The sequence below is a fragment of the Pseudomonas sp. RC10-4-2 genome, assembly GCF_050433085.1.
Lineage (GTDB): Bacteria > Pseudomonadota > Gammaproteobacteria > Pseudomonadales > Pseudomonadaceae > Pseudomonas > Pseudomonas aeruginosa.
In genome coordinates this window covers 456,777-483,038 of sequence record NZ_JBNPXX010000002.1, presented here as the reverse complement: position 1 = coordinate 483,038, position 26,262 = coordinate 456,777, and the positions used below count along the sequence as shown (strand labels likewise).

Sequence of the window (26,262 nt, the reverse complement as noted above, 5' to 3'; positions counted from 1 at the left end):
GCCGGGCATTTGCCATCACCACCGGTCGGAACCGACCGGGAAAACCCGCGAAACCGCCGCGCGGCGGCCTGGAAAGCGCGTCAACGGCCCTTTGCCCCTCGGGGGGCGCTGGTTATACTGCGCGATACCTCTATTTCAGAAGACCGAGCCCCCTGTGACCCGGCCCACGTCCGTCAAGCCCGACAATTTCTTCCTCCTGCTGTTTCGTGCCTTGCGCCAGCGCCGCGTCCCGATCGCCCTGCGGCTCGCCAGCCATAGCCTGATCCTGGTGGCCCTGGCCCTGCTGATCTACGCCTGGGTCATGGGCATGCAGTTTCGCCAGGCCATGCAACAGCAGGCCGATGCCCTGGGCCAGAGCCTGATCACCCAGACCGCCGCGTCCGCCACCGAGTTGCTGGTGTCCAACGACATCCTCAGCCTCAACGTGCTGCTGAACAACCTGGTGAAGAACCCGCTGGTGGCCCATGCGGCGATCTACAGCGTTGACCAGCGCATCCTCGCCGAGGCCGGCAGCCGTCCGAAGCAGAGCCTGCTCGGCGCCACCGAAGGCCTGTACTCGACGCCGATCACCTTCCAGGAAGTGATCGCCGGGCACCTGCGCATCAGCCTGGACATGCAGCAGTTCCAGCAGCCGATGATGATCAGCCTGCAGAGCATGGGCCTGATCAGCCTGATCCTGCTGATCCTCGCCCTGTATTTCAGCCTGCGCCTGGGGCGGCAGATTTCCACACCCTTGTTGCAATTGCGTGTCTGGTTGCGCGATCCGGACAATCCGGCCCCCGGCGCCGAACTGCAGAACGAGCTGGGCGACCTGGCACGCGACCTGGAAGAGCGCCTGGTGCCGGAGAAGCCGCCGGCGCCGGAGCCGGAAGAAGCACCGCTGCCGCAGAACTTCGACGACATCCTGCTGGAAGACGACGAAGCCGACCTGCGCAGCCGCAAGGTCGAGGCCTCGGCCTTCGAGGAAGACGACATTCCGCTGGGCGACGCCCTGCTGGACGAGACCAAGCCGGTGGAATTCACCTCCATCGACGAAGACCCGCTGGACCAGGACGCCTTCGACGAGAACGGAGCCGAAGCCGGGGAACAGCCCGCAGCGCCCGCCGCTGCGCGCGAACCGCAACACAGTGCGGTGCTGGCGATCCAGCTCGGCGCCCAGGAACAGTTGCGCCGGTTGCCGCGCAGCCGCCTGGTGGATCTCCTGCAACGCTATCGCGACTGCCTGGAACAGGCCGCCCGCCAGTACAAGGGCAGCCTGCACACGCTCAGCGACGGCGGCAGCCTGATTCTCTTCCACAGCCGCGACAACCGCGCCGACTACCTGACCAACGCGCTCTGCTGCGGTGAACTGATGCGTGCGCTCGGCCATGCCCTGCAGATCGAGGTCGCCGACAGCGGCATCACCTTGCAACTGCAACTGGGCCTGAGCCTCGGCGAAGACCTCAGCGAACAGACCCAGGCCGACCTGCTGCTCAACGAAACCGTGCAGAACGCCCTCGCCCTCAACCAGCACAGCCGCAACCTGCTGCTGGTCGAACGCAGCATCGCCGACGACGCGGTGGTCCGCGAGCGCGCCCGTATCCGCGCCATCGCCAGTCCGGAAGGAGCCTGCTGCGTCGAGCGTCTGCTGGAGCCGTATCCGTCGATGCTCGAGCGCCAACTGGCGCGCATGCACGACCGCGCCCGCCCGTGACCACCCTGATCACCCACCCGCTGCCGGTCCTGGCGGTGGGACTGGCCCTTGGCAGCCGGGTGATCCCGCCACGCCTGCTGCTGGCAGGCATGCTCGCCGCCTGCCTGCCGGACTTCGACGTAGTCGCCTTCAAGCTCGGCATCGCCTATCACGATGCCTTCGGCCATCGCGGCTTCAGCCATTCGCTATTGTTCGCCGCGATCCTCGGCGCGCTCGCCGCCCTCGCCTGCCGGCCGCTGCATAGCGGACCGCTGAAAGCCGGGCTGTGGGTGGCGCTGGCCACCGCCTCGCACAGCCTGCTGGACGCGATGACCAATGGCGGGCTGGGCGTCGCCTGGTTCTGGCCCTGGAGCGACGCCCGCTACTTCATGCCGTTCCATCCGATCGCCGTGTCGCCGATCGGTCTGTCGCGCTTCCTCAGCGAACGCGGATTGCTGGTGCTGCAATCGGAGGCGCGCTGGGTCTGGCTGCCCTGCCTGCTGCTGGCGCTCGCCGGCATGGCCCTGCGCTTCCTGTTGCGCCGCTCACGCTGACGCCGAAACGAAAAAGCCCCGCTTCGGCGGGGCTTTCTCCTAGTCGGCTATCGACAATCAGAACCGATAGACCTCGGCGTCGGTGCGAATCGGCACCACCAGTGGCATTTTCGGACCTTCCTCTTCCTTGACCTTCGGCTTGGCCACCGGCTTGCGCGCGGTCGCCGGCGGCGGCGCCTCGGCCGCCACGGCGATCGGCTTGACGTCCTTGGCCAACTGCGCCGCCAGGCGCTTGAGCAGGTCGCTCTGGGCACGGATCTGGTCGCCGATGCTGCCCTGATGCTGTTCTTCCTCGTGGAACACCCGGCTGTCCTTCAGGTCGCCCTTCTGGTCCAACAGGCGCCAGCGCGCCTCGATCACTGCCGGCTGCTTGGGGCCGGAGTCGAGGCGACTGATGGTCAGCATCACCTGGACCTGGGGGGTGAAACCGGGTTTTTCCGGGAACAGCGCCAGGCGGCTGCTGCCCAGCTCGCTGGACATCTGCCGCAGCAGTTGCTGGCTGACATTGGTCTCCAGGTTGCCGGCCCAGCGCGCGTCGGTGGACAGGCTGAGAATACCGTCGGCCTGCCGCTGCACCATCACATCGCGCTTGAGATAGTCGGCCAGTTGTACCGGGCCGAGCAGGACGGCCGCACCGCCATCCTTTTTCGGTACTGCGGCGGCACCGACGTCCAACTGGTAGAGCTGGGCCGGCGGATGGACCGCACAACCCGTCAGCCCGAGCAGGCTGACGAGGGAAAGACATGCGAAGACGCGCCACGCGCTCATCGAGAACCACCGTATTTCGCCGAAGATCGGCACTACTGATGCAAGACTTGAATTCTACTGGCCACCCGCCATCGGAAACGGCGGCCGAAGGGGCGTATCATCCCCTAACCAGCGCCATAGCTCCAGAGGCAGAGCGTATTCCGAAACCGGTTTCGGACCACCTGCGTCAGGGGAAAACCCGGCGGAACCCGCCAGGGAGACGACATTCCCCCGGAAAGCCGGCCTCGGAAGAGGCCGCTTTCGCCATTCCCTTGCGGATATGCGAGAGATCGGAGACCGGTAACGGCTCATTTCAATCCTGTGGCGGAATATCCACCAGCAGGCTGTCGACGCGCTGGAAACCGCGCGGCAGCTTGTTGCCTCGCCGGCCCCGCTCCCCCTTGTAGTGTTCCAGGTCGTCGCCCTTGAGCGACAGGGTACGCTTTCCAGCCTGCAGGACCAACGTCGCCCCGGCTGGCAGAACAGCCAGGTCGGTGAGGTACTCCTCGCGGCTGGCCACGCGTTCGCCGGGGATGCCGATGATCTTGTTGCCCTTGCCCTTGCCCAGTTGAGGCAGGTCGGAGACCTTGAACAATAACAGACGGCCCTCGGTCGTCACGGCCGCCAACCAATCCTGCTCCACGTCGCGCACCGGACGCGGCGCCACCACGGCGGAGCCGTTGGGCAGGCTGAGCAGGGCCTTGCCGGCCTTGTTCTTGGCCTGCAGGTCCTCGCCCTTGACCACGAAACCATAGCCGGCGTCGGAGGCGATCACGAACAGCGCATCGTCGTCCGGCAGCAGCACGCATTCGAAGCTGGCCCCCGGCGGCGGCGTCAGCCGGCCGCTGAGTGGCTCGCCCTGGCCTCGCGCGGACGGCAGGCTGTGGGCCGGCAGCGAGTAGCTGCGCCCGGTGGAGTCGATGAACACCGCATACTGGTTCGAGCGTCCCGGCGCGGCGGCCTTGAAACCGTCGCCGGCCTTGTAGGAGAGACCGGCAGCGTCGATGTCGTGGCCCTTGGCGCAACGCACCCAGCCTTTTTCCGAGAGCACCACGGTCACCGGTTCGGTGGGCATCAGCTCGGTTTCCGACAGCGCGCGGGCCTCGGCGCGGGCGACGATCGGCGAACGGCGGTCGTCGCCGTAGGTCTCGGCGTCCTTGATCAGCTCCTCGCGCACCAGCTTCTTCAGCTTGGCCTCGCTGCCGAGCAGGGTCTGCAGGCGCTTCTGCTCCTTCAGCAACTCTTCCTGCTCGCCGCGGATCTTCATCTCTTCCAGGCGTGCCAACTGGCGCAGGCGGGTGTCGAGGATGTAGTCGGCCTGCACCTCGCTGAGTTCGAAGCGCTCCATCAGCACCGCCTTGGGCTGGTCCTCGGTGCGGATGATGTGGATCACCTCGTCGAGGTTGAGGAAGGCGATCAGCAAGCCATCCAGCAGATGCAGGCGGCGCTCGACCTTGTCCAGGCGGAACTGCAGGCGTCGACGCACGGTGCCGATGCGGAACTGCAGCCACTCCGAGAGCAACTGGCGCAGGTCCTTGACCTGCGGCTTGCCGTCGAGGCCGATGATGTTCAGGTTGACCCGGTAGCTGGTCTCCAGGTCGGTGGTGGCGAACAGATGGGTCATCAGCTCTTCGACATCGACCCGGTTCGAACGCGGGATGATGACGATGCGGGTCGGGTTCTCGTGGTCCGACTCGTCGCGCAGGTCGGCCACCATCGGCAGCTTCTTGGCCTGCATCTGCCCGGCGATCTGTTCCAGCACCTTGGAACCGGACACCTGGTGCGGCAGGGCGTGGATGACGATATCGCCGTCCTCGACGCGGTACACCGCGCGCATGCGCACCGAACCGCGGCCGGTCTCGTAGACCTTCTGCAGGTCGGCGCGCGGGGTGATGATCTCGGCTTCGGTGGGGAAGTCCGGGCCCGGCACGTGTTCGCACAATTCGGCGACCGTCGCGCCCGGCTGGTCGAGCAGGCGCACGCAGGCCGACGCGACTTCCCGCAGGTTGTGCGGCGGCACGTCGGTGGCCATGCCCACCGCGATGCCGGTGGTGCCGTTGAGCAGCAGGTTGGGCAGGCGGGCCGGCAGCACGGCCGGCTCGTCGAGGGTGCCGTCGAAGTTCGGTACCCAGTCCACGGTACCCTGGCCCAGTTCGCTGAGCAGCACCTCGGAATAGCGCGACAGGCGCGCCTCGGTATAACGCATGGCGGCGAAGGACTTGGGATCGTCCGGCGCCCCCCAGTTGCCCTGGCCGTCCACCAGCGGATAGCGATAGGAGAACGGCTGCGCCATCAGCACCATGGCCTCGTAGCAGGCCGAGTCGCCGTGCGGGTGGAACTTGCCGAGCACGTCGCCGACGGTGCGCGCCGACTTCTTGTGCTTGGAATCGGCATCCAGCCCCAGTTCGCTCATGGCGTAGACGATGCGTCGCTGCACCGGCTTCAGGCCGTCGCCGATATGCGGCAGGGCGCGGTCCATGATCACGTACATGGAATAATTCAGATAGGCCTGCTCGGTGAACTCGGCCAACGACCGGCGTTCGACCCCTTCCAGGCTCAGATCGAGGGATTCGCTCATGCGTACCTCACGGAGAAGTGTTTTGGCGCAGCACCAGGGTGCCGTCGCGCTGGGTGAATTCGAGTTGTTTCAGGGCGCTCATGCCGAGTAGCACCTCATCGCCGTCCATGCCCGGCGCAATCAGCGCCGCGACCCCGGACAGGCGGATATCGCCGAGTTGCAGCTGGTCCAGCCGCGTGCGCCAGCCCGTGGCGCGGCCGTTGGCCGTGCTCAGGGTGATCGGCGCGCCGCGCTCCAGCGCGAGTCTTGCCGCCAGGGCTTCCGGCACCGCCACCTGGGTCGCCCCGGTATCGAGCAGGAAGGTCACGCCCTGGCCGTTGATCTGCCCGTTCAGCAGGTAATGGCCCTGCCGGCTGCTGGCCAGGCGCAACTCGACGTAGCCGTCGCCATGGATCGATTGCGGCGCCTGGTTCGGGTTGCGCTGTCGATCTTCCCAGACGCCGAAATAGCGCGTCGCCAGCGCCAGCCCGGCGATCCAGGCCAGCACCAGCATGATCCGTCCCAGCCGCTGACCGGGCGCCTGTTGCGTCACTTGTCCCCCAACCAGCCGCCGGCGGGCGCGGCGAAGCGCAGGACGAAGGGCCGCACATCGCCATCGGCGCGCGCATGGTCGCCATTGTCGATGCCCAGCCAGGCGCCCTTGTCGTCCAGCGACAGGGCTTCCGCGACGCCATAAGGCAGCTCGTAGCGACGCTCCGGCGCCAGGACCGCCGAGGCGAACGACCAGCAGCGCTCGACCTTGGCCTGGGCCAGGTCGCGGCGGCAGATCTGATGCGCCAGGCGCTCCAGGGTGAACAGCTTGCCGCGGTAGAAGGCGAGGTCGGAGAAATCCTTCGGCAGCTTGCGCGCGCTGCCCAGTTCCGGCGGCGGCTCGATCTTGCCGCCCTCGGCGAGCAGTACGCAGCTGCCCTCGCAGCGCCAGGCACTGTTGTCGCGGTGGGCCACCAGCAGGCCGCGGCGCTCGCGCTCGGCAGCCAGCCAGAGGCGCTTGCCCTCGGGGTCGACGGCGATCCCTTCGAACAACGCGTTGAAATTCATCAGCATGCCGCTGGCCCGCGCTTGCGGCAGCAGGCCGGGCGGCAGGCGCAGCCAGTTCGGCTTGCCGCTCACCGGCAGTTGCAGGACCGCCGCGTGCGCCTCGCTGACCAGGTAGCGATTGCCGGCGGCATCGCAGGCGATGCCTTCGAAGTCGAGGTTGCCGCCGCGCACCAGGCCACTGAGCCAGACCCGCGTGCTCATGCCCCAGGGCAACCCGCTGTCCGGCGGGGTCGGAGCGATGAAACTCTCGGCCTCGGCCTGCCAGGGCTGGTCGGAGCCTTCGGCCGAGGGTTGCAGGCGATACAGGCGGTCATCGTCGCGGTCGGAAACCGTCCACAGCGCGCCACCACACCAGGCCAGCCCGGAGAGGTTGCCGCCGCGCATGCCCTCCACCGCATGTTCGGAGATGAAGCTCAAGGCTGCCGGAACCGGTGGCTCTGGCGGCGCCTCGGCCGCCTGGACCAGGCCCCCGAACAGGCCGAGGATGGCCAGCAGGCGGCGCATCAGACCAGCACCTCGGCCAGGTTGCCCTTGCTTTCCAGCCAGGACTTGCGGTCACCGGCGCGCTTCTTGGCCAGCAGCATGTCCATGATCTCCAGGGTACCGGTGGCGTCCTCCAGGGTGAGCTGGACCAGCCGCCGGGTATTCGGATCCATGGTGGTCTCGCGCAGTTGCAACGGATTCATTTCGCCAAGGCCCTTGAAGCGGGTGACCTGCGGCTTGCCGCGCTTCTTCTCTGCGGCCAGGCGCTCGAGGATGCCGTCGCGCTCGGCTTCGTCGAGGGCGTAGTAGATGTCCTTGCCGAGGTCGATGCGGTACAGCGGCGGCATCGCCACGTAGACGTGGCCGGCTTCCACCAGCGGGCGGAAATGGCGGACGAACAGCGCGCAGAGCAGCGTGGCGATGTGCAGCCCGTCGGAGTCGGCATCCGCGAGGATACAGATCTTGCCGTAGCGCAGCTGAGCCAGGTCGCTGGCGCCCGGATCGACGCCGATGGCTACCGCGATGTCGTGGACCTCCTGGCTGGCGAGCACCTCGCCGCCGTCCACTTCCCAGGTGTTCAGGATCTTTCCGCGCAGCGGCATGATCGCCTGGAATTCCTTGTCCCGCGCCTGCTTCGCCGAGCCGCCGGCGGAGTCGCCCTCGACCAGGAACAGTTCCGCGCGCATCGGTTCCTGTCCGGCGCAGTCGGCCAGTTTGCCGGGCAGCGCCGGCCCCTGGGTGATCTTCTTGCGCTCGACCTTCTTGCCCGCCTTGAGGCGACGCCCGGCGTTGCTGATCGCCAGTTCCGCCAGTTGCAGGCCGATCTCGGCGTGCTCGTTGAGCCACAGGCTGAAGGCGTCCTTCACCACGCCCGAGACGAACGCCGCCGCCTCGCGGGACGACAGGCGCTCCTTGGTCTGCCCGGAGAACTGCGGCTCCTGCATCTTCATCGAGAGGACGAAGGCGATCCGCTCCCAGACGTCCTCGGGCGCCAGCTTGACGCCGCGCGGCAACAGGTTGCGGAACTCGCAGAACTCGCGCATGGCGTCGAGCAGGCCCTGGCGCAGGCCGTTCACATGGGTGCCGCCCTGGGCCGTGGGAATCAGGTTGACGTAGCTTTCCTGCACCGACTCACCGCCCTCGGGCAGCCACAGCAGGGCCCAGCTCACCGCTTCCTTGGAACCTTCGAGGTTGCCGCAGAAGGGTTCATCGGGCAGGCGCGGCAGCTCGGCGACCGCGTCGGTCAGGTAGGAGCGCAGGCCGTCCTCGAAGTGCCACTCGACGCGCTCGCCGGTGTTCTTGTCCTCGAACACCACGCTCAGGCCCGGGCACAGCACCGCCTTGGCCTTGAGCACATGCTTGAGGCGGCTGACCGAGAACTTCGCCGAATCGAAATACTTCGGATCCGGCCAGAAATGCACGCTGGTACCGGTATTGCGCTTGCCGACCGTGCCGATGACTTCCAGATCGCTGTCCTTGAAGCCGTCGGCGAAGGTCATCCGGTACTCGTTGGCGTCACGCTTGACGCGTACCTCGACCCGGGTCGAGAGCGCGTTCACCACCGAGATGCCGACCCCGTGCAAGCCGCCGGAGAACTGGTAGTTCTTGTTCGAGAACTTGCCGCCGGCATGCAGCTTGGTAAGGATCAGCTCGACGCCCGGCACGCCCTCTTCCGGGTGGATGTCCACCGGCATGCCGCGGCCATCGTCTATGACTTCCAGCGAGTTGTCCTGGTGCAGGATCACCTGCACGCTCTTCGCGTGGCCGGCCAGGGCTTCGTCGACGCTGTTGTCGATGACTTCCTGGGCCAGGTGGTTGGGGCGGGTGGTGTCGGTGTACATCCCCGGGCGCTTGCGCACCGGGTCGAGGCCGGAAAGGACTTCGATGGCGTCTGCGTTGTAAGTAGCCATGGGGTCTCTATTCAGTCAAAAGTCGAAAAGTCGGTGTCGCGCCACAGCGCCGACGGGTAGCCGGCGAACGCCAGCAGCGCCGGCAGGTGCCGGGCGAAGCCCTGGAAACCGTGGTCGCCGCCGGCCTGGATACGTAGCGCGCAGGCTCGGTAGAAGGCCTGCGCGACGCGATAATCGAGGGTTTCGTCGGCGGTCTGCAGCCATACCTGGTAGCGTTCGGGACGTTGCAGGTGCGTGACTTCCAGTTCGGCCAACGCCGCCACGTGGTCCTCGGTGAGTTCCCAGGTCTCGCCGCTGTAGTGGTTGGTCTGCGCGCCCAGGTAGCCGTCGAAGGAGCGATGCGGGGCGACCGCCGGATTGACCAGGATCGCCGCCAGGCCATGGCGCTCCGCCAAATGGGTCGCATAGTAGCCACCCAGGGAGCTGCCGACCAGCACCGGTCGCCCGAGCTCGGCAATGGCCCGCTCCAACTGGGCGATAGCCTGCCGTGGGTGATGGTGCAGGGCCGGGACGCGCAGGCCTTCGGCCAGGCCCAAGTGGCCGAAGGCCGCCTGCAGCTGACGCGCCTTGTGCGATTCGGGCGAACTGTTGAAGCCGTGGATATACAGCAGGGATGGGCTGGTCGCGGTCATCGGGAACGGGCTAATGGGCTTCAACTCGGTAGGGAAAGCCGAACGGTAACAGCTTCCAGGCTTCATCTTCCAGCCTGCGCGCCGATCGGCAACGACGCACGTGGCCGCGGTATCCCGCGACCGGGGGCATGTCAGTATCCGGCGGTGTCGTAGTCCACTTCGAAGACGACGTCGTCGACCCGCGAGATCCCCGTTTCCAGGCGCCCGTCGTCGTGCAGGCGCAACCAGCGGTAGCCCGGCGCCAGGCGGTCGAGGGTGAAGTCGCTGCTACCGGGGGCGAACTGTACGCAGGTGGACGGCGAAGCCAGCAGGCGCAGCGGGCCGCGCTGGCGGTCGAACTCCTGGTGAATGTGCCCCCACAGCAGGCAGCGTACCTGCGGATAGGGCGCCAGCAGGTCGAACAGCGCCTGCGGGTTGCGCAGGCCGATGGGATCCATCCAGTCGCTGCCGATCGGCACCGGGTGGTGATGGAAGGAAACCAGCAGGAAGCGTTCGCCGGCGCTGTCGATGGCGCGCCGCAGCAGCTCCAGCTGATCCTCCTCGAGATAGCCCGGCACCGCGCCGGGAATGCTCGAGTCGAGCAACACCACGCGCCAGTTGCCGACGTCGACGACCTGCTCCAGCAGGTCGCTGCCCTCGGTCGCCCTTTGCATCGGCTCGCGTTCGTCGTGGTTACCGGCGAACCAGCGCAACGGCGCGTCCAGGGGGGCGCTCAACCTGCGGAAGCGTGTGTAGGAATCGAGGCTGCCGTCCTGGGAGACGTCGCCGGTGGCGAGAATCAGGTCGATCCGCGGCTGCTCCCGGGCGACCCGCTCGACCACCTTCTCCAGGCTATGGGCGGTATCCATGCCAAGCAGGCGCGCGCCATCCTCGGCGAACAGGTGGCTGTCCGAGAGCTGCACCAGCAGTACGGAGGCGTCGGTGGCGGGAGTGTTCGAATGGCGTGACAAGGGGCCGTCTCCTGAAGGCGAGGCGTCCGCGGTGAAAGGGATGATTATGGTGACCGACGAAAGTGGCGGCAAACCCGGAAAGCGGAACAGATCACAGTTGCGAGGACTACTTTTGGCTTGATGTCATTCAACTGGCCTTTTGCCTGCAACCGCTCAGCGCTGGGCCACCGGCTCCATTTCGTGGCCGCAGGCCAGGCAATGGGCGAGCCACTCGCCGAGGAACAGGTTGAGCTGGTTCTTCTCGTCGGGCTGGTGCATCGCCTGGTTCGGGTAGGGATAGATCGCCATCAGCCGCCGCGCCTGTTCGGCGCCGATCACCTCGGCCATCCGTGCATCGTGGTAGACCCGCACTTCCAGCCGCGGCGCCGGCAACCAGGGCAGGCCCAGTTCCTGGCGCACCTGAAGGGTGGTGGTGTAGGGGCAGGCCTCGGTCACTTCCAGCGCAAGTACGCCGAGCAGCCGCTCCCCTTCGCTCAGCGCGACCCGGCGCGAGGCCTGCGCCTCGCGCATGTCCGGGAGCAGGCGCATGAGCCGCGCGTAGTTCGCTTCGCAGGTCGCCTGCAGGCTGGCCAGGTCGACCCGGTAGCGCTCGCGCAGCAGGTTCAGGCCCATAGCCCACGCACCTCGGCCCGGTTCAGGGCCAGCCACTGCAGGGCGATGATGCTCGCCGCGTTGTTGATCCGCCCGTCGCGCACGGCCTGCAGCGCATCTTCCAACGGCCAGACGTGGACGCGGATGTCCTCGCCCTCCTCCGGCAAGCCATGCACGCCGCCGACGCCTTCGCTGTCGCAACGGCCGACGAACAGGTGCACCACTTCGTCGGTGCCGCCCGGCGACGGCAGGTACTGGGTTATCGGCCAGAGCGCACCGAGAGTCAGCCCGGCCTCCTCCATCGCCTCGCGATGGGCCACTTCCTCCGGTTGCTCGTCCTTGTCGATCAGGCCGGCGACCAGCTCCAGCAGCCAGGGGTTGGCGAGCTTCTGCATCGCCCCGACGCGGAATTGCTCGATGAGCACCACGCAATCGCGCTGCGGGTCGTAGGGCAGCACGCAGACCGCGTCATGGCGGACGAACAGTTCCCGACTGATTTCCCGGCCCATGCTGCCGTCGAACTGGCGATGCCGCAGGCGCAGGCGATCGAGACGATAGAAGCCGCGGAAGCATTCCTCGCGCTGCACGAGCTCGACGTCACCGGGGGCGGGTTTGAAGGTTTCGGACATCCTCGACTCACTTCACTCGGGTATGTGGGTTTCGCGCCATCCTATCGCGGCCCGGCGCAGGGCGCAGCCACTTTCAGGACAGCTCGGGAAAACTTCGTGGCGCTCGCCGCACGGGCGTGTTTCCCGGCCACGGCTAGGCCATACTTGGGGTTTGCGCGGGCCGAACTCAAGCGCGACGCCAGGGTCGAAACGGACTGGTCGACGCTTCGAGCCCGCCCATCCACCGTCGCAAAAGGAATCCCATGCGCCTTCTGAAATTCGCCGCCCTCGGCAGCCTGGTCGTTCTGCTGAGCGCCTGCCAGAGCCTCTTCAAGCCCGGCCTCGACGACCCGCTGCCCACCGAGCGCCTCGCCAGCGAGCACCTGAAGCCCGGCTGTCAGGGCGAACAGTGTCCCTTGGTAAACATCGACACCTTGAAGTTCCCCGACGAACCGCAGTTGGACCCGATCGTCGAGCGTGCCCTGCTGGAAATGACCCGGGAAAACAACGAAACGCCCCTGCCGGCATCGCTGGCGGCCTACGAGCGGCAGTTCCTGGACAGCGCCGAGCCGGGCTGGAGCAGCTACCTGCAAGCCAAGGTGCGCGAACAACATGACGGTCTGGTGATCATCGAGCTTTCCAGCTACCTGTTCACCGGCGGCGCCCACGGCATGCCCGGTCGCGGCTTCATCAACTACGACCGCAGGCAGCACAAGGTGCTGAGCCTGCAGGACATGCTGGTTCCCGGCCAGGAAGAAGCCTTCTGGAAACAGGCCGAGCTGGCGCACAAGGCCTGGCTGCTGGCCAACAAGCTCGACCAGGACGCCGATTTCCAGAAGACCTGGCCGTTCCAGCGCACCCCGCACGTGGCATTGACCTTCGGCGCGGTGACGCTGAAGTACGACGCCTACTCCATCGCGCCGTATTCCTATGCCCACCCCGAACTGAAGATCCCGTATCCGCGCCTGAACGGCATCGTCAAGCCGAACCTGTTCCCCGGCCGCGGCTGACGCTTCCGACGCTCCGCAGCCCCTCGTCACGGCGAGGGGCCCCGTGGCGCGGCCTAGACCTGCCTGTAGATCACCGATCCTTCGTCCTTGAAGCGCGCCGCCTGCTCCTGGAAGCCGGCCTCGATGGCCTTGCTCTCGTCGGACAGGCCGTTCTCCTTGGCGTAGTCGCGGACTTCCTGGGTGATCTTCATCGAGCAGAACTTCGGTCCGCACATGGAGCAGAAGTGCGCGACCTTGGCCGAGTCCTTCGGCAGGGTCTCGTCATGGAACGCCCGCGCGGTGTCCGGGTCCAGGCCAAGGTTGAACTGGTCCTCCCAACGGAACTCGAAGCGCGCCTTGGACAGCGCGTTGTCGCGGATCTGCGCGCCCGGGTGGCCCTTGGCGAGGTCGGCGGCATGGGCGGCGATCTTGTAGGTGATGATCCCGGTCTTCACATCATCCTTGTTCGGCAGACCCAGGTGCTCCTTGGGCGTGACGTAGCAGAGCATGGCGCAGCCGAACCAGCCGATCATCGCCGCGCCGATGCCGGAGGTGATGTGGTCGTAGCCGGGGGCGATGTCGGTGGTCAGCGGGCCGAGGGTGTAGAACGGCGCCTCGTCACAGCACTCCAGCTGCTTGTCCATGTTTTCCTTGATCAATTGCATCGGCACGTGGCCGGGACCTTCGATCATCACCTGCACGTCGTGCTTCCAGGCGATCTTGGTCAGCTCGCCGAGGGTTTCCAGCTCGCCGAACTGGGCGGCGTCGTTGGCGTCGGCCACCGAGCCCGGACGCAGGCCATCGCCCAGCGAGAAGCTGACGTCGTAGGCCTTCATGATTTCGCAGATCTCTTCGAAATGCGTGTAGAGGAAGTTCTCCTGGTGGTGCGCCAGGCACCACTTGGCCATGATCGAGCCGCCGCGGGAAACGATGCCGGTGACCCGCTTGGCGGTCAGCGGCACATAGCGCAGCAGCACGCCGGCGTGGATGGTGAAGTAGTCGACGCCCTGCTCGGCCTGTTCGATCAGGGTGTCGCGGAAGATTTCCCAGGTCAGGTCCTCGGCGACGCCGTTGACCTTCTCCAGCGCCTGGTAGATCGGTACGGTGCCGATCGGTACCGGGCTGTTGCGCAGGATCCACTCGCGGGTTTCATGGATGTGCTTGCCGGTGGACAGGTCCATCACCGTGTCGGCGCCCCAGCGGATGCCCCAGGTGAGCTTCTCCACCTCTTCCTCGATCGACGAGCCCAGCGCGCTGTTGCCGATGTTGCCGTTGATCTTCACCAGGAAATTGCGGCCGATGATCATCGGCTCAAGCTCGGTGTGGTTGATGTTCGCCGGAATGATCGCGCGGCCGCGGGCGACTTCCTCGCGGACGAACTCGGGGGTGATTTCCTTCGGGATGTTGGCGCCGAAGCTGTGCCCCGGGTGCTGCTGGTCGAGCAGGCCGGCGGCCCGGGCTTCCTGCAGCTTCATGTTCTCGCGGATGGCGATGTATTCCATCTCCGGGGTGATGATGCCTTTCTTCGCGTAGTGCATCTGCGAGACGTTGGCGCCCGGCTTGGCCCGGCGCGGCGTGCGCACGTGGGCGAAGCGCAGGGCGTCGAGGCTGGCGTCGGCCAGGCGGGCCTGGCCGAACTCGGAGGTCAGGCCGGGGAGGATCTCGGTGTCGCCGCGCTCGTCGATCCAGCGCGAACGCACGTCAGGCAGGCCCTTGCGCAGATCGATGCGGACCTCGGGGTCGGTATACGGGCCGGAGGTGTCGTAGACGAACACCGGCGGGTTCTTTTCGCCGCCGAAGGCGGTGGGGGTGTCGGCGAGGGAGATTTCCCGCACCGGGACGCGGATGTCCGGGCGCGAGCCGGTCAGGTAGACCTTGCGCGAGTTCGGGAAAGGCTGCGTCGACTGGCGGTCGAGCTGCTCAAGGCGGGTGATGTTGTTCTTCTGCGTTGCGCTCATCGATGGCTCTCCTGGGTGATTGTCGGGAGAACCTGGCACGCGGGGCCACCGGGACTGGTGGCGAGAAGGACGCGCCGGCAAGGCAGGCATGGCGCGGACATCTTGTTCCCTACGCGGGTTGCTGCGGTCCGCGCGAGGCGGAACCGGACGCTAGCCCGATCAGGTTCAACGGGATCCGGAACTATCCGATCTCAGCCCCTCGTATAGGGCACCCCGACAAGAACCCCGGCAGTCTAATCAACACCGGCGGGATACGCCAACGGGAAAACGCCCCGCCCGACCGGCAGTCATGGTCCGGTCCGGCGCCCTCTCGCCAGGGAAGACGCAGATCCCCGCACGTTCGCCGGCACATCGATCCGGACTGGCTCTTCGATCAGTTGCCGCGCAGGTGCCTTGACCGCCACCGGTAGCGACCTTAGCCTTGCCCCACCTCGCATCTTTTCCAGGACGAACGAATGCTGCGCAGACTCTCCCTGGCGGCCGCCGTGGCCGCTGCTACCGGTGTCGCCTGGGCCGCCCAGCCGACCCCGCTGCCGACCAAGACCGACCTGATCAGCGTCTACAAGGAAGCCGTCGACAACAACGCCGACCTCGCCGCCGCCCAGGCCGACTACCTGGCGCGCAAGGAAGTGGTGCCCCAGGCCCGCGCCGGCCTGCTGCCGCAACTCGGCGCCGGCGCCCGCGTCGGAGACACCCGGATCGCATTCGACGAGCGTCCGGCGACCGTCAAGCGCAACAGCCAGGTCGTCCAGGCCACCCTCAGCCAGCCGTTGTTCCGCGCCGACCGCTGGTTCCAGTGGCAGGCCGCCAAGGAAACCAGCGACCAGGCCCGGCTGGAATTCTCCGCGACCCAGCAGGACCTGATCCTGCGCAGCGCCGAGACCTACTTCACGGTGCTCCGCGCCCAGGACAACCTGGCCACCAGCAAGGCCGAGGAAGCCGCCTTCAAGCGCCAGCTGGACCAGGCCAACGAGCGCTTCGACGTGGGCCTTTCCGACAAGACCGACGTGCTCGAGGCCCAGGCCAGCTACGACACCGCCCGCGCCAACCGGTTGATCGCCGAACAGCGCGTGGACGATGCCTTCCAGGCCCTGGTGACCCTGACCAACCGCGACTACAGCGCCATCGAGGGCATGCGCCACACCCTGCCGGTGGTGCCGCCGGCGCCGAACGACGCCAAGGCCTGGGTCGACACCGCGGTGCAGCAGAACCTGCGCCTGCTGGCCAGCAACTACGCGGTCAACGCCGCCGAGGAAACCCTCCGCCAGCGCAAGGCCGGGCACCTGCCGACCCTCGATGCCGTGGCCCAGTACCAGAAGGGCGACAACGACGCCCTCGGCTTCGCCAACAGCGCCGCCAATCCGCTGGTGCACTATGGCAAGTATGTCGACGAGCGCAGCATTGGCCTGGAACTGAACATCCCGATCTACAGCGGCGGCCTGACCTCCTCCCAGGTCCGCGAGTCCTACCAGCGCCTCAACCAGAGCGAGCAATCCCGCGAAGGCCAGCGCCGCCAGGTGGTGCAGGACACCCGCAACCTGCACCGCGCGGTGAATACCGACGTCGAGCAGGTCCAGGCGCGGCGCCAGGCGATCATCTCCAACCAGAGTTCGCTGGAAGCCACCGAGATCGGCTACCAGGTCGGCACCCGCAACATCGTCGACGTGCTCAACGCCCAGCGCCAGCTGTACGCCGCCGTGCGCGACTACAACAACAGCCGCTACGACTACATCCTCGATACCCTGCGCCTGAAGCAGGCGGCCGGCACCCTCAGCCCGGCCGACCTGGAGGCGCTCAGCGCCTACCTGAAGCAGGATTACGATCCGGACAAGGACTTCCTCCCGCCGGACCTGGCCAAGGCCGCCGCCGAGCAGTTACAGAGCAAGCCGCGCCAGCAGTACTAGCACGAGCGAAGACGCCCCCGGTCGGGGGCGTCTTCGCTTGACTGGCCTGGCGCGCGTCGCCCGGGTCAGCGCGCCAGCGGCTGGAGCAGCGCGTCGAACTGCTCCAGCCGCGGGAACCGCAGGGGTACATCCTGCTCGAGATTTTCCAGCCGCGTCCGGTAGGCGCGCAGGAAGTTGCCGCGCGCTTCCTCGCTGATGTATGGCACGTGCCAGGCGACGAAGGGCTCCAGCACCTGCATGCCGACATAGGCCAGGGTGCCGCGCAGGATCGGCCGCAGCATGTCCTCCAGCGGTCCGTGGATGGCACCCTCGCCGAACATGTGCTGGCGCCCGCCCAGGGTCAGGCTGACCAGCGCCTTCTTGCCGGCCAGGCCACCCTGGTCGTAGAAGCGCTTGCCGCCATAGCAGACCCCGGACACCAGTACCCGGTCGAACCACCCCTTGAGGATCGCCGGCACCGAGAACCAGTAGATCGGAAAGTTGAGGATCAGCAGGTCGGCCCACAGCAGCTTGTCCAGCTCGGCCTGGATGTCGGCGGCCAGGCTCTGGCGCTTGACGCTCTCGCGCTGCTCCAGGGCGTACACCAGGTAGTCGGGATCGGCGCGCTCGGCGAAGTCGGCGGCACTGGCCACCGGATTCCAGTTCATCGCGTAGAGATCCGAGACCTGCACCGCGTGGCCCTGGCCTGCCAGGGTCTCGCATGCCTGGTCACAGAGCGCGCGGGTGAAGGATTGCGGTTCGTTGTGGGCGTGGACGATCAGTACGTTCATCGTGGTTTCCGAATCGTGGTGACCGGCCGCATCGCTCGCGGCCGAGGGGTTCAGGCCTGGCCGAGCAACTCGGCGGCGCACAGCGCAATGCGCCGACAGGCTTCGCGCAGCGGTTCGGCGCCCAACACCAGGCCGAGGCGGATGTGACCGGCGGCGCTCGGGCCGAAGGCTTCGCCGGCGAGCACCGATACGCCATGGCGGTCCAGCAGGCGGTCGGCGAAGGCCTGGGCGGAAAGTCCGGTGGGACGGATGTCGACCATCACGAACATGCCGCCGTCCGGGCGCAGTGGACGCAGGCCGGGGCTGTCGGCCAGGCACTCGATTACCAGGTCGCGGCGGCGGCGGTAGGCCTCGCGCATCGCCTCCAACTCCGGCAGCGGCGCTTCCAGCGCGGTGCAGGCGGCATCCTGGATGAATTCCGGCGAGCCATAGAGCATGCACAGGGCGAGGTTCTCCAGGTGCGCGCAGAGTGCTGCGGGACCGACCACCCAGCCGACCCGCCAGCCGGTCATGGCGTGGGATTTCGACAGGCTGTTGAGGGTCGCGGTACGGTCGGCCATCCCCGGCAGGCTGGCCGGGCTGACATGCTCGCCGTCGAACAGCAGTTCGCTGTAGACCTCGTCGGAGATCATCCACAGGTCATGGGCCATGCACAGCTCGGCCAGGGCTTCCCAGGTGGCCCGCGGCAGGCTGGCGCCGGACGGGTTGTGCGGGCTGTTCAGCGCCATCGCGCGCGTGCGCGGGGTGATCAGTGCGGCGACCTCCTCGGCCTGCACGCGGAAGCCATTCTCGGAGCGCACCGGCACCGGCACCACCCGCGCGCCACAGGCGCCGAACACCGCTTCGTAGGTGACGTACATCGGCTCGGCGACTATCACCTCGTCGCCCGGATTCAGCAGGCACTGCACCACCGCGTACAGCGCGCATTGGGCACCTGCCAGCACCACCACCTGCTCCGCGTCCACCGCCTGGCCGCTGCGCCGCCGGTGGCGCTCGGCGATGCGCTGGCGCAGGGCGCGCTTGCCGCGCACGTCGGCGTAGTGGGTGTTGCCGGCCAGCAGGCTGTCGATGGCCGCCTGGACGATGGGCGCCGGGGTATCGAAGTCGGGGTCGCCGACCGACAGCAGGAGGATTTCCTCGCCCTGCTCGACCCGCGCCAGCGCGCGATAGTGGATGTCCCAGGCAGCGGCGCCGTCGCCGGCGATACGTTGAGTGAAGTCGGAATAGCGCATGGATGCTCTCCTTGTCCGGCGGTCAGCGCGCACAGGCGTGCCGCAGTTCGATCAGGGTCACGCCGGGCTGCCCGAAGCCGGCGCGCAGGTCGCGCTCCAGTTCGTTCAGGTCCTGCGGCTGGCGCACCGCGCAACCGTAGGCGCGGCCCAGCAGGGCGAAGTCGGGGTTGCGCGGCAGCACGCCGACCGGCTCGATGTCCAGGCCGAGCATGTCGTCGCGGATCTGGCCGAGCGCGTCGTTGTTCCACAGTAGCACCACCAGCGGACTGTCCAGTTCCTCGCTGGCGGTGGCCAGTTCCTGCGCGGTGTAGAGGAAGCCGCCATCGCCGACCAGCACCAGGCCCGGGCGCTGCGGGGCGCCGAGCTTGGCGCCGATGCCGGCCGGCAGGCCGTAGCCGAGGGTGCCGTAGCCGGTGGGATGCAGCCAGCTGCGCGGCGCTCGGCTGGCGAACGCGTAGTTGCCGGTATAGGCCAGTTGGGTCATGTCGGTGCTGACGAAAGCATCGGCCGGCAGCGCGGCGGCGATCCGGTCGAGGATCGCCTGGTGCAGCGCCTGCAGCGGCGCGTGTGCCGCGCGGATCTCCGCGCGCAGGCGCGCCACCCTCGCGGCGGCCGGCGCGGCGTCGCGGGCCTCCTGCGGCAGGCGCGCCAGCAGCGCCTCAAGGGTCTGCCGGGCATCGCCCCTGAGCGCTACGGCAGAGGGATAGAAGTCGTTGAACTTGCGCGGGTCGATATCGACGCGGATCAGTTCGCCGGACAGCGGCAGGCGTTCGCGCCAGAAGTCGGTGTCGGCCATCTCGGTGCCCACCGCCAGCACCAGATCGGCCTCGGCGATCATCTCCCAGCCCGGCGCTACGCACAGGCTGGCCCCGGCGTTGAGCCGCGCGTCCGGCGGCAGCAGGCCCTTGCCGGCGACGCTGGTGAACAGCGGCGCGGCCAGGCGCTCGCTCAGCGCGGCAAGCGCATCGCCGGCCGCCAGCGCGCCGCCGCCGGCGATGAGCATTGGTCGCCGGGCCGCAGCCAGGCGCTCCGCCGCCGCCCGCAATGCCTCGGTGCACGGCACGCCACGACCAGGGCGGCGCGCCACGGCAGCGCTCCAGTCATGGGCCACCGGCGCGGCGAGCACGTCGAGCGGGATCGAGATATGCACCGGGCGCGGACGCTCGCTGTCGAACACCGCGTAGGCCCGGGCGATCAGTTCGGGCAGCTGTTCCGGGCTCAAGGCCAGGGCGGAGAAGGCAGTGATCGGCGCGGTCATGGCACGCTGGTCCTGGGTCTCGTGCAGGCAGCCCCAGCCCTTGCCCAGGCTGGCGCTGTGGTTGACGCTGGAAATCACCAGCAGCGGCACCGAGTCGGCGTAGGCCTGGCCGATGGCGGTGGCGACGTTGGTCACGCCCGGCCCGGTGATGACGAAGCACACTCCCGGCTTGCCGCTGACCCGCGCATAACCGTCGGCCATGAAGCCGGCGCCCTGCTCGTGGCGGGTCAGCACGTGGCGGATGCCGCTGCCCGGAAGTCCGCGGTACAGCTCCAGGGTATGCACGCCGGGGATGCCGAAAACGGTATCCACGCCGTAGTTGGCCAGCAAGCGGACCAGGGCCTGGCCGGCGGTGAGGGTCTTCTGTGGTTGCATGGGCAATATCCTCGTCCAGTTCGGCGACCATCGGAGTCGCCGTTCGCGCCGCAGCGCTCTTGCTCCCATTCCCACAAGCGGGAGGGGGAGCCGTCGTGTCCCCCCCGGCCTTCAGCCATTGGCCAGCCGGATCAACGCATCCACCGCCAGCGCTCCCTCGGCATCCGCCAGCAACGGATTGACGTCCAGCTCCAGCAAGCGCTCGGCATGTTCGCAGGCGAATTCGGCGACCGCGCGGATCGCCGCCACCAGGGCCTCCATGCACACTGCCGGGCGACCGCGGAAGCCGCTGAGCAACGGCGCGCTGCGCAGGCTCAGCAGGGCATCGCGGATCGCCGCGTCGGTGGTTGGCAGGAGCAGGCTGCGACTGTCACGCAGCAGCTCCACGAGTATCCCGCCGGCACCGATCACCAATGCCAGGCCGAAGCCCTCCTCGCGCTTGACCCCGACGATCAGCTCGGCCAGCGGCGCGCCAGCCATGCGCTCCAATAACACACGCTCGAAGACCAGTTGCGGCGCGTGCCGGGCCAGGCTTTCGCGCATGTCGAACAATGCCGCCTCCAACGCCGCCTCGTTGCGTAGGCCGAGCGCCACGCCACCGGCCTCGGTCTTGTGCGGCAGTGCGGCGCTGACCGCCTTGAGCACCAGCGGGAAGCCGAGGTCGAGGGCCGCTTCGCGGGCCTGGCCGGGGGTGCTCAGCACCCCCTGGGGCAGTGGCAGGCCGAAGGGTTTCAGCGCCTGCTTGGATTGCCACTCGTCGAGCAGGTAGCCGTCGCCCGCCAGCGGCCCTGGGCAGATCGGCACCAACGCCGCCTCACCGCGCTCCAGCAGCGCCGCGCGGCGCTGGCGGTAGCGGGCGATCCGTCCCCAGGCGGCGAGACCATCCTCGACGCCCTGCAGCGCGGCGACGCCCTCGCCGTGCAACAGCTCGCGGGCCCGGGCCGGCAGCAATTCCGGGAACGCCGAGGCGATGAAGCCGACTTTTCCGTGGCGCTTCAGCGCGGCGCAGTAGCGTTGCAGAAGCAGGTCGCACTGCGGCCGCTCGCCGGTTTCCTCGCCCGGATAGTCGAGCACCAGCAGGGCGGCGTCGGCAGGGCTGCGCAAAGCGCTGTCGAGCATTTCCTCCAGGGCCGCGGCATCGCCCCAGATGGCGGTGGTGAAGTCCAGCGGGTTGGCGATGTTGGCGTAGTCGGGCAGCACCCCGGCCAGTTCGTCGCGCTGTTCGGCGTCGAAAGACGGCAACCCCAGGCCGTTGCGCTCGGCGTAATCGGCGATCAACCCGGCGTCGCCGCCGGAACAGGCCAGCGCGACCAGGCTCGGCCCGCCAGGCAGGTGGCCGCAGGCGGCGGCCTTGAGGGTTTCGACGAAGCTCACCGGGCCGCTCACGCGGATCACCCCGAGGCGCTCGAACAGGCTGTCGTAGAGCGCGTCGGAACCGGCCAGGGAACTGGTGTGGCTGAGCGCGAGGGCCGCGCCGATCTCCGACACCCCGGTCTTCAGGGCGATCACCGGCACGCCTTTCTGCAACGCCTTGTAGGCTGCGCGGGCGAACCCCGGGACGTTCTTCAGCCCTTCCAGATGCAGGCCGATGGCAGTCACCCGCGGCTCGTCGAGCAGCACGTCCATCAGCTCGGCGATGCCCAGCTGCGCCTGGTTGCCCACCGATGCCATATAGGCCACCGGCAGCGAACGGTCGCTCATCGACAGGTTGTAGGCGAAGTTGCCACTCTGCGTCAGCACCGCGACGCCCCGCTCCACCTGCCGACCGCCATGTGCCACCGGCCATAGCGTGGCGCCGTGCAGGTAGTCGAGCAAGCCGTAGCAGTTCGGGCCGAGCAGCGCCATTTCGCCGGCGGCGGCCAGCAGCCGGCGTTGCACGGCCAGGCCCTGTTCGCCGGTTTCGGCGAAGCCGGAGGCATAGCAGATCGCCCCGCCGGCGCCTTTGGCGGCGAGCGCGGCGACCGCGTCGAGGGTCAGTTCGCGGTTGGTGGCGACGAACGCCGCGTCCGGGCCGCACGGCAGGTCGGCGACGCTGGCCACGCAGGGTACGCCTTCGAGTTCGGCGTGCTGCGGATTGACCAGCCACAACTGGCCGGCGAAACCGCCTTCGGCACAGCGTTTCAGGGCACGCGCCATGCCACGGCCGCCAATGAAGGCGAGATGCCTGGGTGCCAGCAGGCGCTTGAGGTTTTCACGATTCATGTCGGTTCTCGATTCGGAACATGGCAGCCTTCCCCTCTCCCCTGGAGGAAGAGGGGAGCCAGGACTTCAACGCAGCAACGGCCGCAGCAGTTCGCGGGAAACGATGTGCCGCTGGATTTCCGAAGTGCCCTCCCAGATCCGTTCGATCCGCGCGTTGCGCCAGATGCGCTCGACCGGTCCTTCATCCATCAGGCCCATGCCGCCGAAGATCTGCACCGCTTCGTCGGCGACCTTGCCGAGGGTCTCGCTGGCGAACAGCTTGGCCATGCCGGCCTCGCCGTCGGTCATGGTGCCCTGGTCCATCTTCCAGGCGGTGTGCAGGGTCATCAGCTCGGCGGCACGGATCTGCGTGGCCATGTCGGCGAGCTTGAAGGAAACGCCCTGGTAGCTGCCGATCGGCTGGCCGAACTGCTTGCGATCGGCCGCCCAGCGCAGCGACAGGTCGAGGGCGCGCTGGGCCTGGCCGACGCAGTTGGCGGCGACCATCACCCGTCCGGCGGTGAGCCAGGCGTTGGCCACTTCCCAGCCCTTGCCGACCTCGCCGAGCACCTTGGAGGCCGGCACCCGGCAATCGTCGAAGAAGATCTCGTAGGTGTGGTAGCCACGGTTGCTCACGCATTTCGGCCCGCGGCGCACGGTCATCCCGGGCGTGCCCTTGTCCACCAGGAAGGCGGTCACCGCGTTGCGCTTGCGGCCGTTGTGCTCGTAGCTGTCGGTGACGGCGAAGACGATGGCGAAGTCGGCGTGCCCGGCGTGGCTGATGAAGTGCTTGCTACCGTTGATCACGAAGGCGTCGCCGTCGCGCACCGCGCGGGTCTTGATCGAATTGGCGTCGGAGCCGGCGCCCGGCTCGGTGAGGGCGAAGCAATCGGTCTTTTCGCCCTGCACGCAGGGCAACAGGTAGTCGCCGAGCTGTTCTCCGGTGCAGGCCATGAGGATCTTCGAGGGCCGCGCGACGAATACGTGGAGGGCCCAGGAGACCTTCGACAGCTCGCGTTCGACCAGCGCCTGGGACAGGTAGTCGAGGCCGCCGCCGCCCACTTCCTCGGGCATGTTGAAGGCATAGAAACCGGCGGCGAGGGCCTTGCCGCGAATCTGTGCGGCCAGCTCCGGCGACACCGCGTCGGCGCGGTCGACATCGTCCTCGTGGGGCAGCAGTTCCTTCTCGACGAAGCTGCGCACCGCCTCGACCAGCATGTCCTGTTCCTGGGTCAGCCTGAAATCCATGGGAATCACCTGCTCGGCGCCTAGCGCCCGCTGAATTGAGGGGAACGTTTCTCGGCCACGGCGCGCAGCGCCTCGGCGGCATCCTCGCTGCGCCCGCAGAGCAGCCCGGCGGCCTGCTCGGCACGCAACTGCTCGGCCAGCGAGCGCCCGGCGCCGTCGCGCAGCAGGCGCTTGGTCTGGGCGAAGGCGAAGGTCGGGCCGCTGGCGAGACGCGCAGCGAAGGCGCCGACCGTCTCAACCAGGCGCTCGTCGGCGACCACCTCGCCGACCAGTCCGGCGCCCAGGGCGCGCTCCGCGCTCCAGGCTTCGTCGAGGAACAGCAGGCGCTTGGCCGCCTCGCTGCCAAGCAGCCGTGGCAGATGCCAACTGGCGCCGGCGTCCGGGCAGTAGGCCATGCCGGTATAGCCGGCCTTGAAGCGCGCCGAGGCGGCGGCGATGCGGAAATCGCAGCACAGCGCCAGGTCCATGCCAGCGCCCACGGCGCTGCCGTTGACGGCGGCGACTGTGGGTTTGTCGAGGGCGTGCAGGCGCCCCATCAGGGCGTGGGCGGCCTCGGTCCAGCCATAGCTTTCCAGCTCGCCACGGGCTTCAGCCGCCGCCCATTCGGCGAGATCGGCCCCGGCGCAGAAGCTGCGTCCGCTGCCGCCGAGGACCACGGCGCGCACTGCCGGGTCGCGCTCGCAGGCATCGAGTCGGACGTGCAGGGCCTCCAGGGTGGGGATATCCAGTGCATTGCGCTGTTGCGGACGATTCAGGACGAGCCAGGCGATCCCGGCTTCGACCCGCGTCTGCAATGGGGAAAGGTCAGTCATGCGGCCCTCGTTCTTATTGTTGGTTGATGGCGATCGCGGCTTTCAGGCAATACTAAACACTCGTTCAACAAGACCACAATCCACCCATTCGGGTGTATGTAACGGCCCTGCGGCAGGCGCAAAGCCACACGCCATGCGATCCGCCGAAAAGCGGCGAAGGCCCGCGCGAGCCGGCTGTTACAACTTCGAACAAACCAACCAGGCGAAAACGAAAACGCCCGCCGGATGCGGCGGGCGTCGGGTCCTGCGAATGGCCGTTCAGCCGGCCCGTCCCAGGGCGGGGTCGCCCAGTCCCTGCGGCTGCCGGCGACGAACCACGTAATAGGCCAGGTAGCAGGCGGCGATGAAGCCGAAGCCCCAGTACAAGGACGGCCGCTGGGTGGGATCGAGGGCGAGGAAGACGAACAGCGAGCAGCACACGGCGATGCAGGCCAGCGGCACCAGCGGGAACAGCGGCGCGGCATATTTCAGCTCGGCGACCGTGCCGCCGCTGGCCATGTACTCGCGGCGGAAGCGGTATTGGGCGTAGGCGATGACGATCCAGGTGACGGTGCCGGACATCCCGCTCACCGCCATCAGCACCATGAACAGGGTGTCGGCGGCGACCACGCTGGTCAGCAACGAGAGCAGGGCGAAGCACAGGGTGATCAGCAACGCGTAGAGCGGCACGCCGCGCGCGCTGAGCTTCGACAGGCCGCGCGGGGCCATGCCGGTCCTGGACATCGCCCAGAGGATCCGCGTCGAGGCGTACAGGCCCGAGTTGCCTACCGAGAGGATGGCGGTGAGGATGACGAAGTTCATCAGGTCCGCCGCGTAGGGAATCCCGACCATGTCGAACACCTGCACGAACGGGCTTTCCATCAGCCCGGCCTGTTGCCAGGGAATGATGGCGGAAAGCACGACGATGGCCAGCACGTAGAAGATCAGTACGCGGAACACCACGTTGCGCACCGCCCGCGGGATGCTCTTCTCCGGTCGCTCGGTCTCGCCGGCGGCGACGCCCATGATCTCGCAACCCTGGAAGGCATAGACCACCGTCATCATCACCGCGAACACCGCCGACAGGCCGTTGGGGAACAGCCGCTCGCCGACCAGGTTGGAGAACATCGGCGCCGGCGCACCGCTCTTCAGTTCGATACCGCCGAAGATCACCAGCCCCCCGACCACGATGAACACCAGGATCGCCGCCACCTTGATCCCGGCGAACCAGTACTCGGCCTCGCCGAAGGCGCGGGTCGCCAGGGCATTGAGGGAGAACAGCACGACCACGAAGAAACCCGACCATAGCCACACGGGCACCTCCGGGAACCAGCGGGTCATGAGCATCCCGGCCGCGGTGAATTCCAGGCCTACCGTGGAGGCCCAGCTCATCCAGTAGACCCAGCCGATCATGAAGCCAGTCGCCGGGCCGATGAAACGCGTCGCGTGGGCCTGGAACGAACCGGAGACCGGCATCTGCACCGACAGCTCGCCGAGGCAGACCATCACCAGGTACATCAGCACCCCGGCCACCAGGTAGGCCAGCACCGCGCCGGCCGGGCCGCCCTGGTTGATGGTCACGCCGGAGCCCATGAACAGCCCGGTGCCGATCACCCCGCCGAGGGACAGCATGAAGATGTGGCGGCTCGCCAGGGCCCGGGTGAGTTGCAGCCTTTCCTTGCCGTCAGCCATGGCGCACCTCCGGATGAGGGTACGCACAGGGGTCTTCGAGATGGCTCATTATTCTTGTCTCCACTCTGTCAGAGGCCGTGTCTTGCGCACGGATGAGCGGA

At 67.8% G+C, this 26,262-nt stretch carries 21 protein-coding genes and 1 riboswitch; of the genes, 4 read left to right on the top strand and 17 right to left on the bottom strand.

Annotated features, from left to right (window positions below; translation table 11 throughout):
* Positions 1–154 precede the first annotated feature (154 nt).
* A complete protein-coding gene (locus FHW81_RS10135) occupies positions 155–1,693 on the top strand; it encodes an AhpA/YtjB family protein (RefSeq protein ID WP_003102052.1) in 1,539 nt (512 codons plus the stop codon).
* Positions 1,690–2,226, top strand: a complete 537-nt coding sequence (locus tag FHW81_RS10130; protein ID WP_003095684.1) for a metal-dependent hydrolase — start codon at positions 1,690–1,692, stop codon at positions 2,224–2,226. Before FHW81_RS10135 ends, FHW81_RS10130 begins: the two co-directional genes overlap by 4 nt.
* 57 nt (positions 2,227–2,283) lie before the next feature.
* Here the strand turns inward: FHW81_RS10130 and FHW81_RS10125 are convergent, their stop codons facing one another.
* The 9 genes from FHW81_RS10125 to FHW81_RS10085 all read right to left on the bottom strand — a co-directional run bounded on the left by FHW81_RS10125 (position 2,284) and on the right by FHW81_RS10085 (position 11,784).
* The gene (locus FHW81_RS10125; RefSeq protein ID WP_003113920.1) at positions 2,284–2,994 is read right to left on the bottom strand and encodes a PqiC family protein; all 711 of its coding nucleotides are present in this window, start codon (positions 2,992–2,994) and stop codon (positions 2,284–2,286) included.
* Between the two features lie 292 nt (positions 2,995–3,286).
* A complete protein-coding gene (gene parC, locus FHW81_RS10120) occupies positions 3,287–5,551 on the bottom strand; it encodes a DNA topoisomerase IV subunit A (protein WP_003095687.1) in 2,265 nt (754 codons plus the stop codon).
* 7 nt (positions 5,552–5,558) lie between these two features.
* Entirely contained in the window at positions 5,559–6,083 is a 525-nt protein-coding gene (locus tag FHW81_RS10115) for a retropepsin-like aspartic protease family protein (protein WP_003141732.1), read from the bottom strand.
* Positions 6,080–7,093, bottom strand: a complete 1,014-nt coding sequence (locus tag FHW81_RS10110) for an esterase-like activity of phytase family protein (protein ID WP_017002003.1) — start codon at positions 7,091–7,093, stop codon at positions 6,080–6,082. Before FHW81_RS10110 ends, FHW81_RS10115 begins: the two co-directional genes overlap by 4 nt.
* Entirely contained in the window at positions 7,093–8,982 is a 1,890-nt protein-coding gene (gene parE / locus FHW81_RS10105; protein ID WP_003102062.1) for a DNA topoisomerase IV subunit B, read from the bottom strand. Before parE ends, FHW81_RS10110 begins: the two co-directional genes overlap by 1 nt.
* Positions 8,983–8,993: 11 nt before the next feature.
* Positions 8,994–9,614 carry a YqiA/YcfP family alpha/beta fold hydrolase gene (locus tag FHW81_RS10100; RefSeq protein WP_003102064.1) on the bottom strand — a complete coding sequence of 207 codons (621 nt, stop codon included), beginning with the start codon at positions 9,612–9,614 and terminating at the stop codon, positions 8,994–8,996.
* 131 nt (positions 9,615–9,745) lie between these two features.
* Positions 9,746–10,564: a 3',5'-cyclic-AMP phosphodiesterase gene (gene cpdA / locus FHW81_RS10095; RefSeq protein WP_003102066.1), complete on the bottom strand. Its 819-nt coding sequence runs from the start codon at positions 10,562–10,564 to the stop codon at positions 9,746–9,748.
* A 153-nt stretch (positions 10,565–10,717) separates the two neighbouring features.
* A complete protein-coding gene (locus FHW81_RS10090) occupies positions 10,718–11,176 on the bottom strand; it encodes a DUF1249 domain-containing protein (protein ID WP_003102067.1) in 459 nt (152 codons plus the stop codon).
* On the bottom strand, positions 11,167–11,784 hold the full coding sequence (locus FHW81_RS10085; protein WP_003095694.1) for an NUDIX domain-containing protein: 618 nt from the start codon (positions 11,782–11,784) through the stop codon (positions 11,167–11,169). Before FHW81_RS10085 ends, FHW81_RS10090 begins: the two co-directional genes overlap by 10 nt.
* Positions 11,785–12,026: 242 nt before the next feature.
* Here FHW81_RS10085 and FHW81_RS10080 point away from each other — a divergent pair, with 242 nt between their 5' ends.
* The gene (locus FHW81_RS10080; protein ID WP_003102069.1) at positions 12,027–12,773 is read left to right on the top strand and encodes an RsiV family protein; all 747 of its coding nucleotides are present in this window, start codon (positions 12,027–12,029) and stop codon (positions 12,771–12,773) included.
* Between the two features lie 53 nt (positions 12,774–12,826).
* Here FHW81_RS10080 and thiC read toward each other — a convergent pair whose 3' ends face one another.
* On the bottom strand, positions 12,827–14,710 hold the full coding sequence (thiC, locus tag FHW81_RS10075) for a phosphomethylpyrimidine synthase ThiC (RefSeq protein ID WP_003095696.1): 1,884 nt from the start codon (positions 14,708–14,710) through the stop codon (positions 12,827–12,829).
* An 89-nt stretch (positions 14,711–14,799) separates the two neighbouring features.
* Positions 14,800–14,936, bottom strand: a riboswitch (TPP riboswitch).
* A gap of 229 nt (positions 14,937–15,165) precedes the next feature.
* On the opposite strand from thiC, the gene opmH reads away from it, so the two are divergent.
* Positions 15,166–16,614 (top strand): efflux transporter outer membrane subunit OpmH, encoded by a 1,449-nt coding sequence (gene opmH / locus FHW81_RS10070; protein ID WP_003095699.1) that lies wholly within the window; start codon positions 15,166–15,168, stop codon positions 16,612–16,614.
* A 65-nt stretch (positions 16,615–16,679) separates the two neighbouring features.
* Here opmH and FHW81_RS10065 read toward each other — a convergent pair whose 3' ends face one another.
* The 7 genes from FHW81_RS10065 to FHW81_RS10035 form a co-directional block, all read right to left on the bottom strand.
* Positions 16,680–17,384: an NAD(P)H-dependent oxidoreductase gene (locus tag FHW81_RS10065; RefSeq protein ID WP_060774302.1), complete on the bottom strand. Its 705-nt coding sequence runs from the start codon at positions 17,382–17,384 to the stop codon at positions 16,680–16,682.
* A gap of 50 nt (positions 17,385–17,434) precedes the next feature.
* On the bottom strand, positions 17,435–18,616 hold the full coding sequence (gene aruH, locus FHW81_RS10060; RefSeq protein ID WP_003102073.1) for an arginine--pyruvate transaminase AruH: 1,182 nt from the start codon (positions 18,614–18,616) through the stop codon (positions 17,435–17,437).
* A gap of 22 nt (positions 18,617–18,638) precedes the next feature.
* Positions 18,639–20,318: a 5-guanidino-2-oxopentanoate decarboxylase gene (locus FHW81_RS10055; RefSeq protein ID WP_079760261.1), complete on the bottom strand. Its 1,680-nt coding sequence runs from the start codon at positions 20,316–20,318 to the stop codon at positions 18,639–18,641.
* Between the two features lie 42 nt (positions 20,319–20,360).
* A complete protein-coding gene (locus tag FHW81_RS10050) occupies positions 20,361–22,451 on the bottom strand; it encodes an acetate--CoA ligase family protein (protein WP_060774304.1) in 2,091 nt (696 codons plus the stop codon).
* Positions 22,452–22,517: 66 nt separating this feature from the next.
* The gene (locus tag FHW81_RS10045; RefSeq protein ID WP_003095708.1) at positions 22,518–23,678 is read right to left on the bottom strand and encodes an acyl-CoA dehydrogenase family protein; all 1,161 of its coding nucleotides are present in this window, start codon (positions 23,676–23,678) and stop codon (positions 22,518–22,520) included.
* Between the two features lie 20 nt (positions 23,679–23,698).
* Entirely contained in the window at positions 23,699–24,490 is a 792-nt protein-coding gene (locus tag FHW81_RS10040; RefSeq protein WP_003116159.1) for an enoyl-CoA hydratase/isomerase family protein, read from the bottom strand.
* A gap of 258 nt (positions 24,491–24,748) precedes the next feature.
* Positions 24,749–26,161, bottom strand: coding sequence for an amino acid permease (locus FHW81_RS10035; protein ID WP_003116157.1), 1,413 nt, complete (start codon positions 26,159–26,161; stop codon positions 24,749–24,751).
* Between the last annotated feature and the right edge of the window lie 101 nt (positions 26,162–26,262).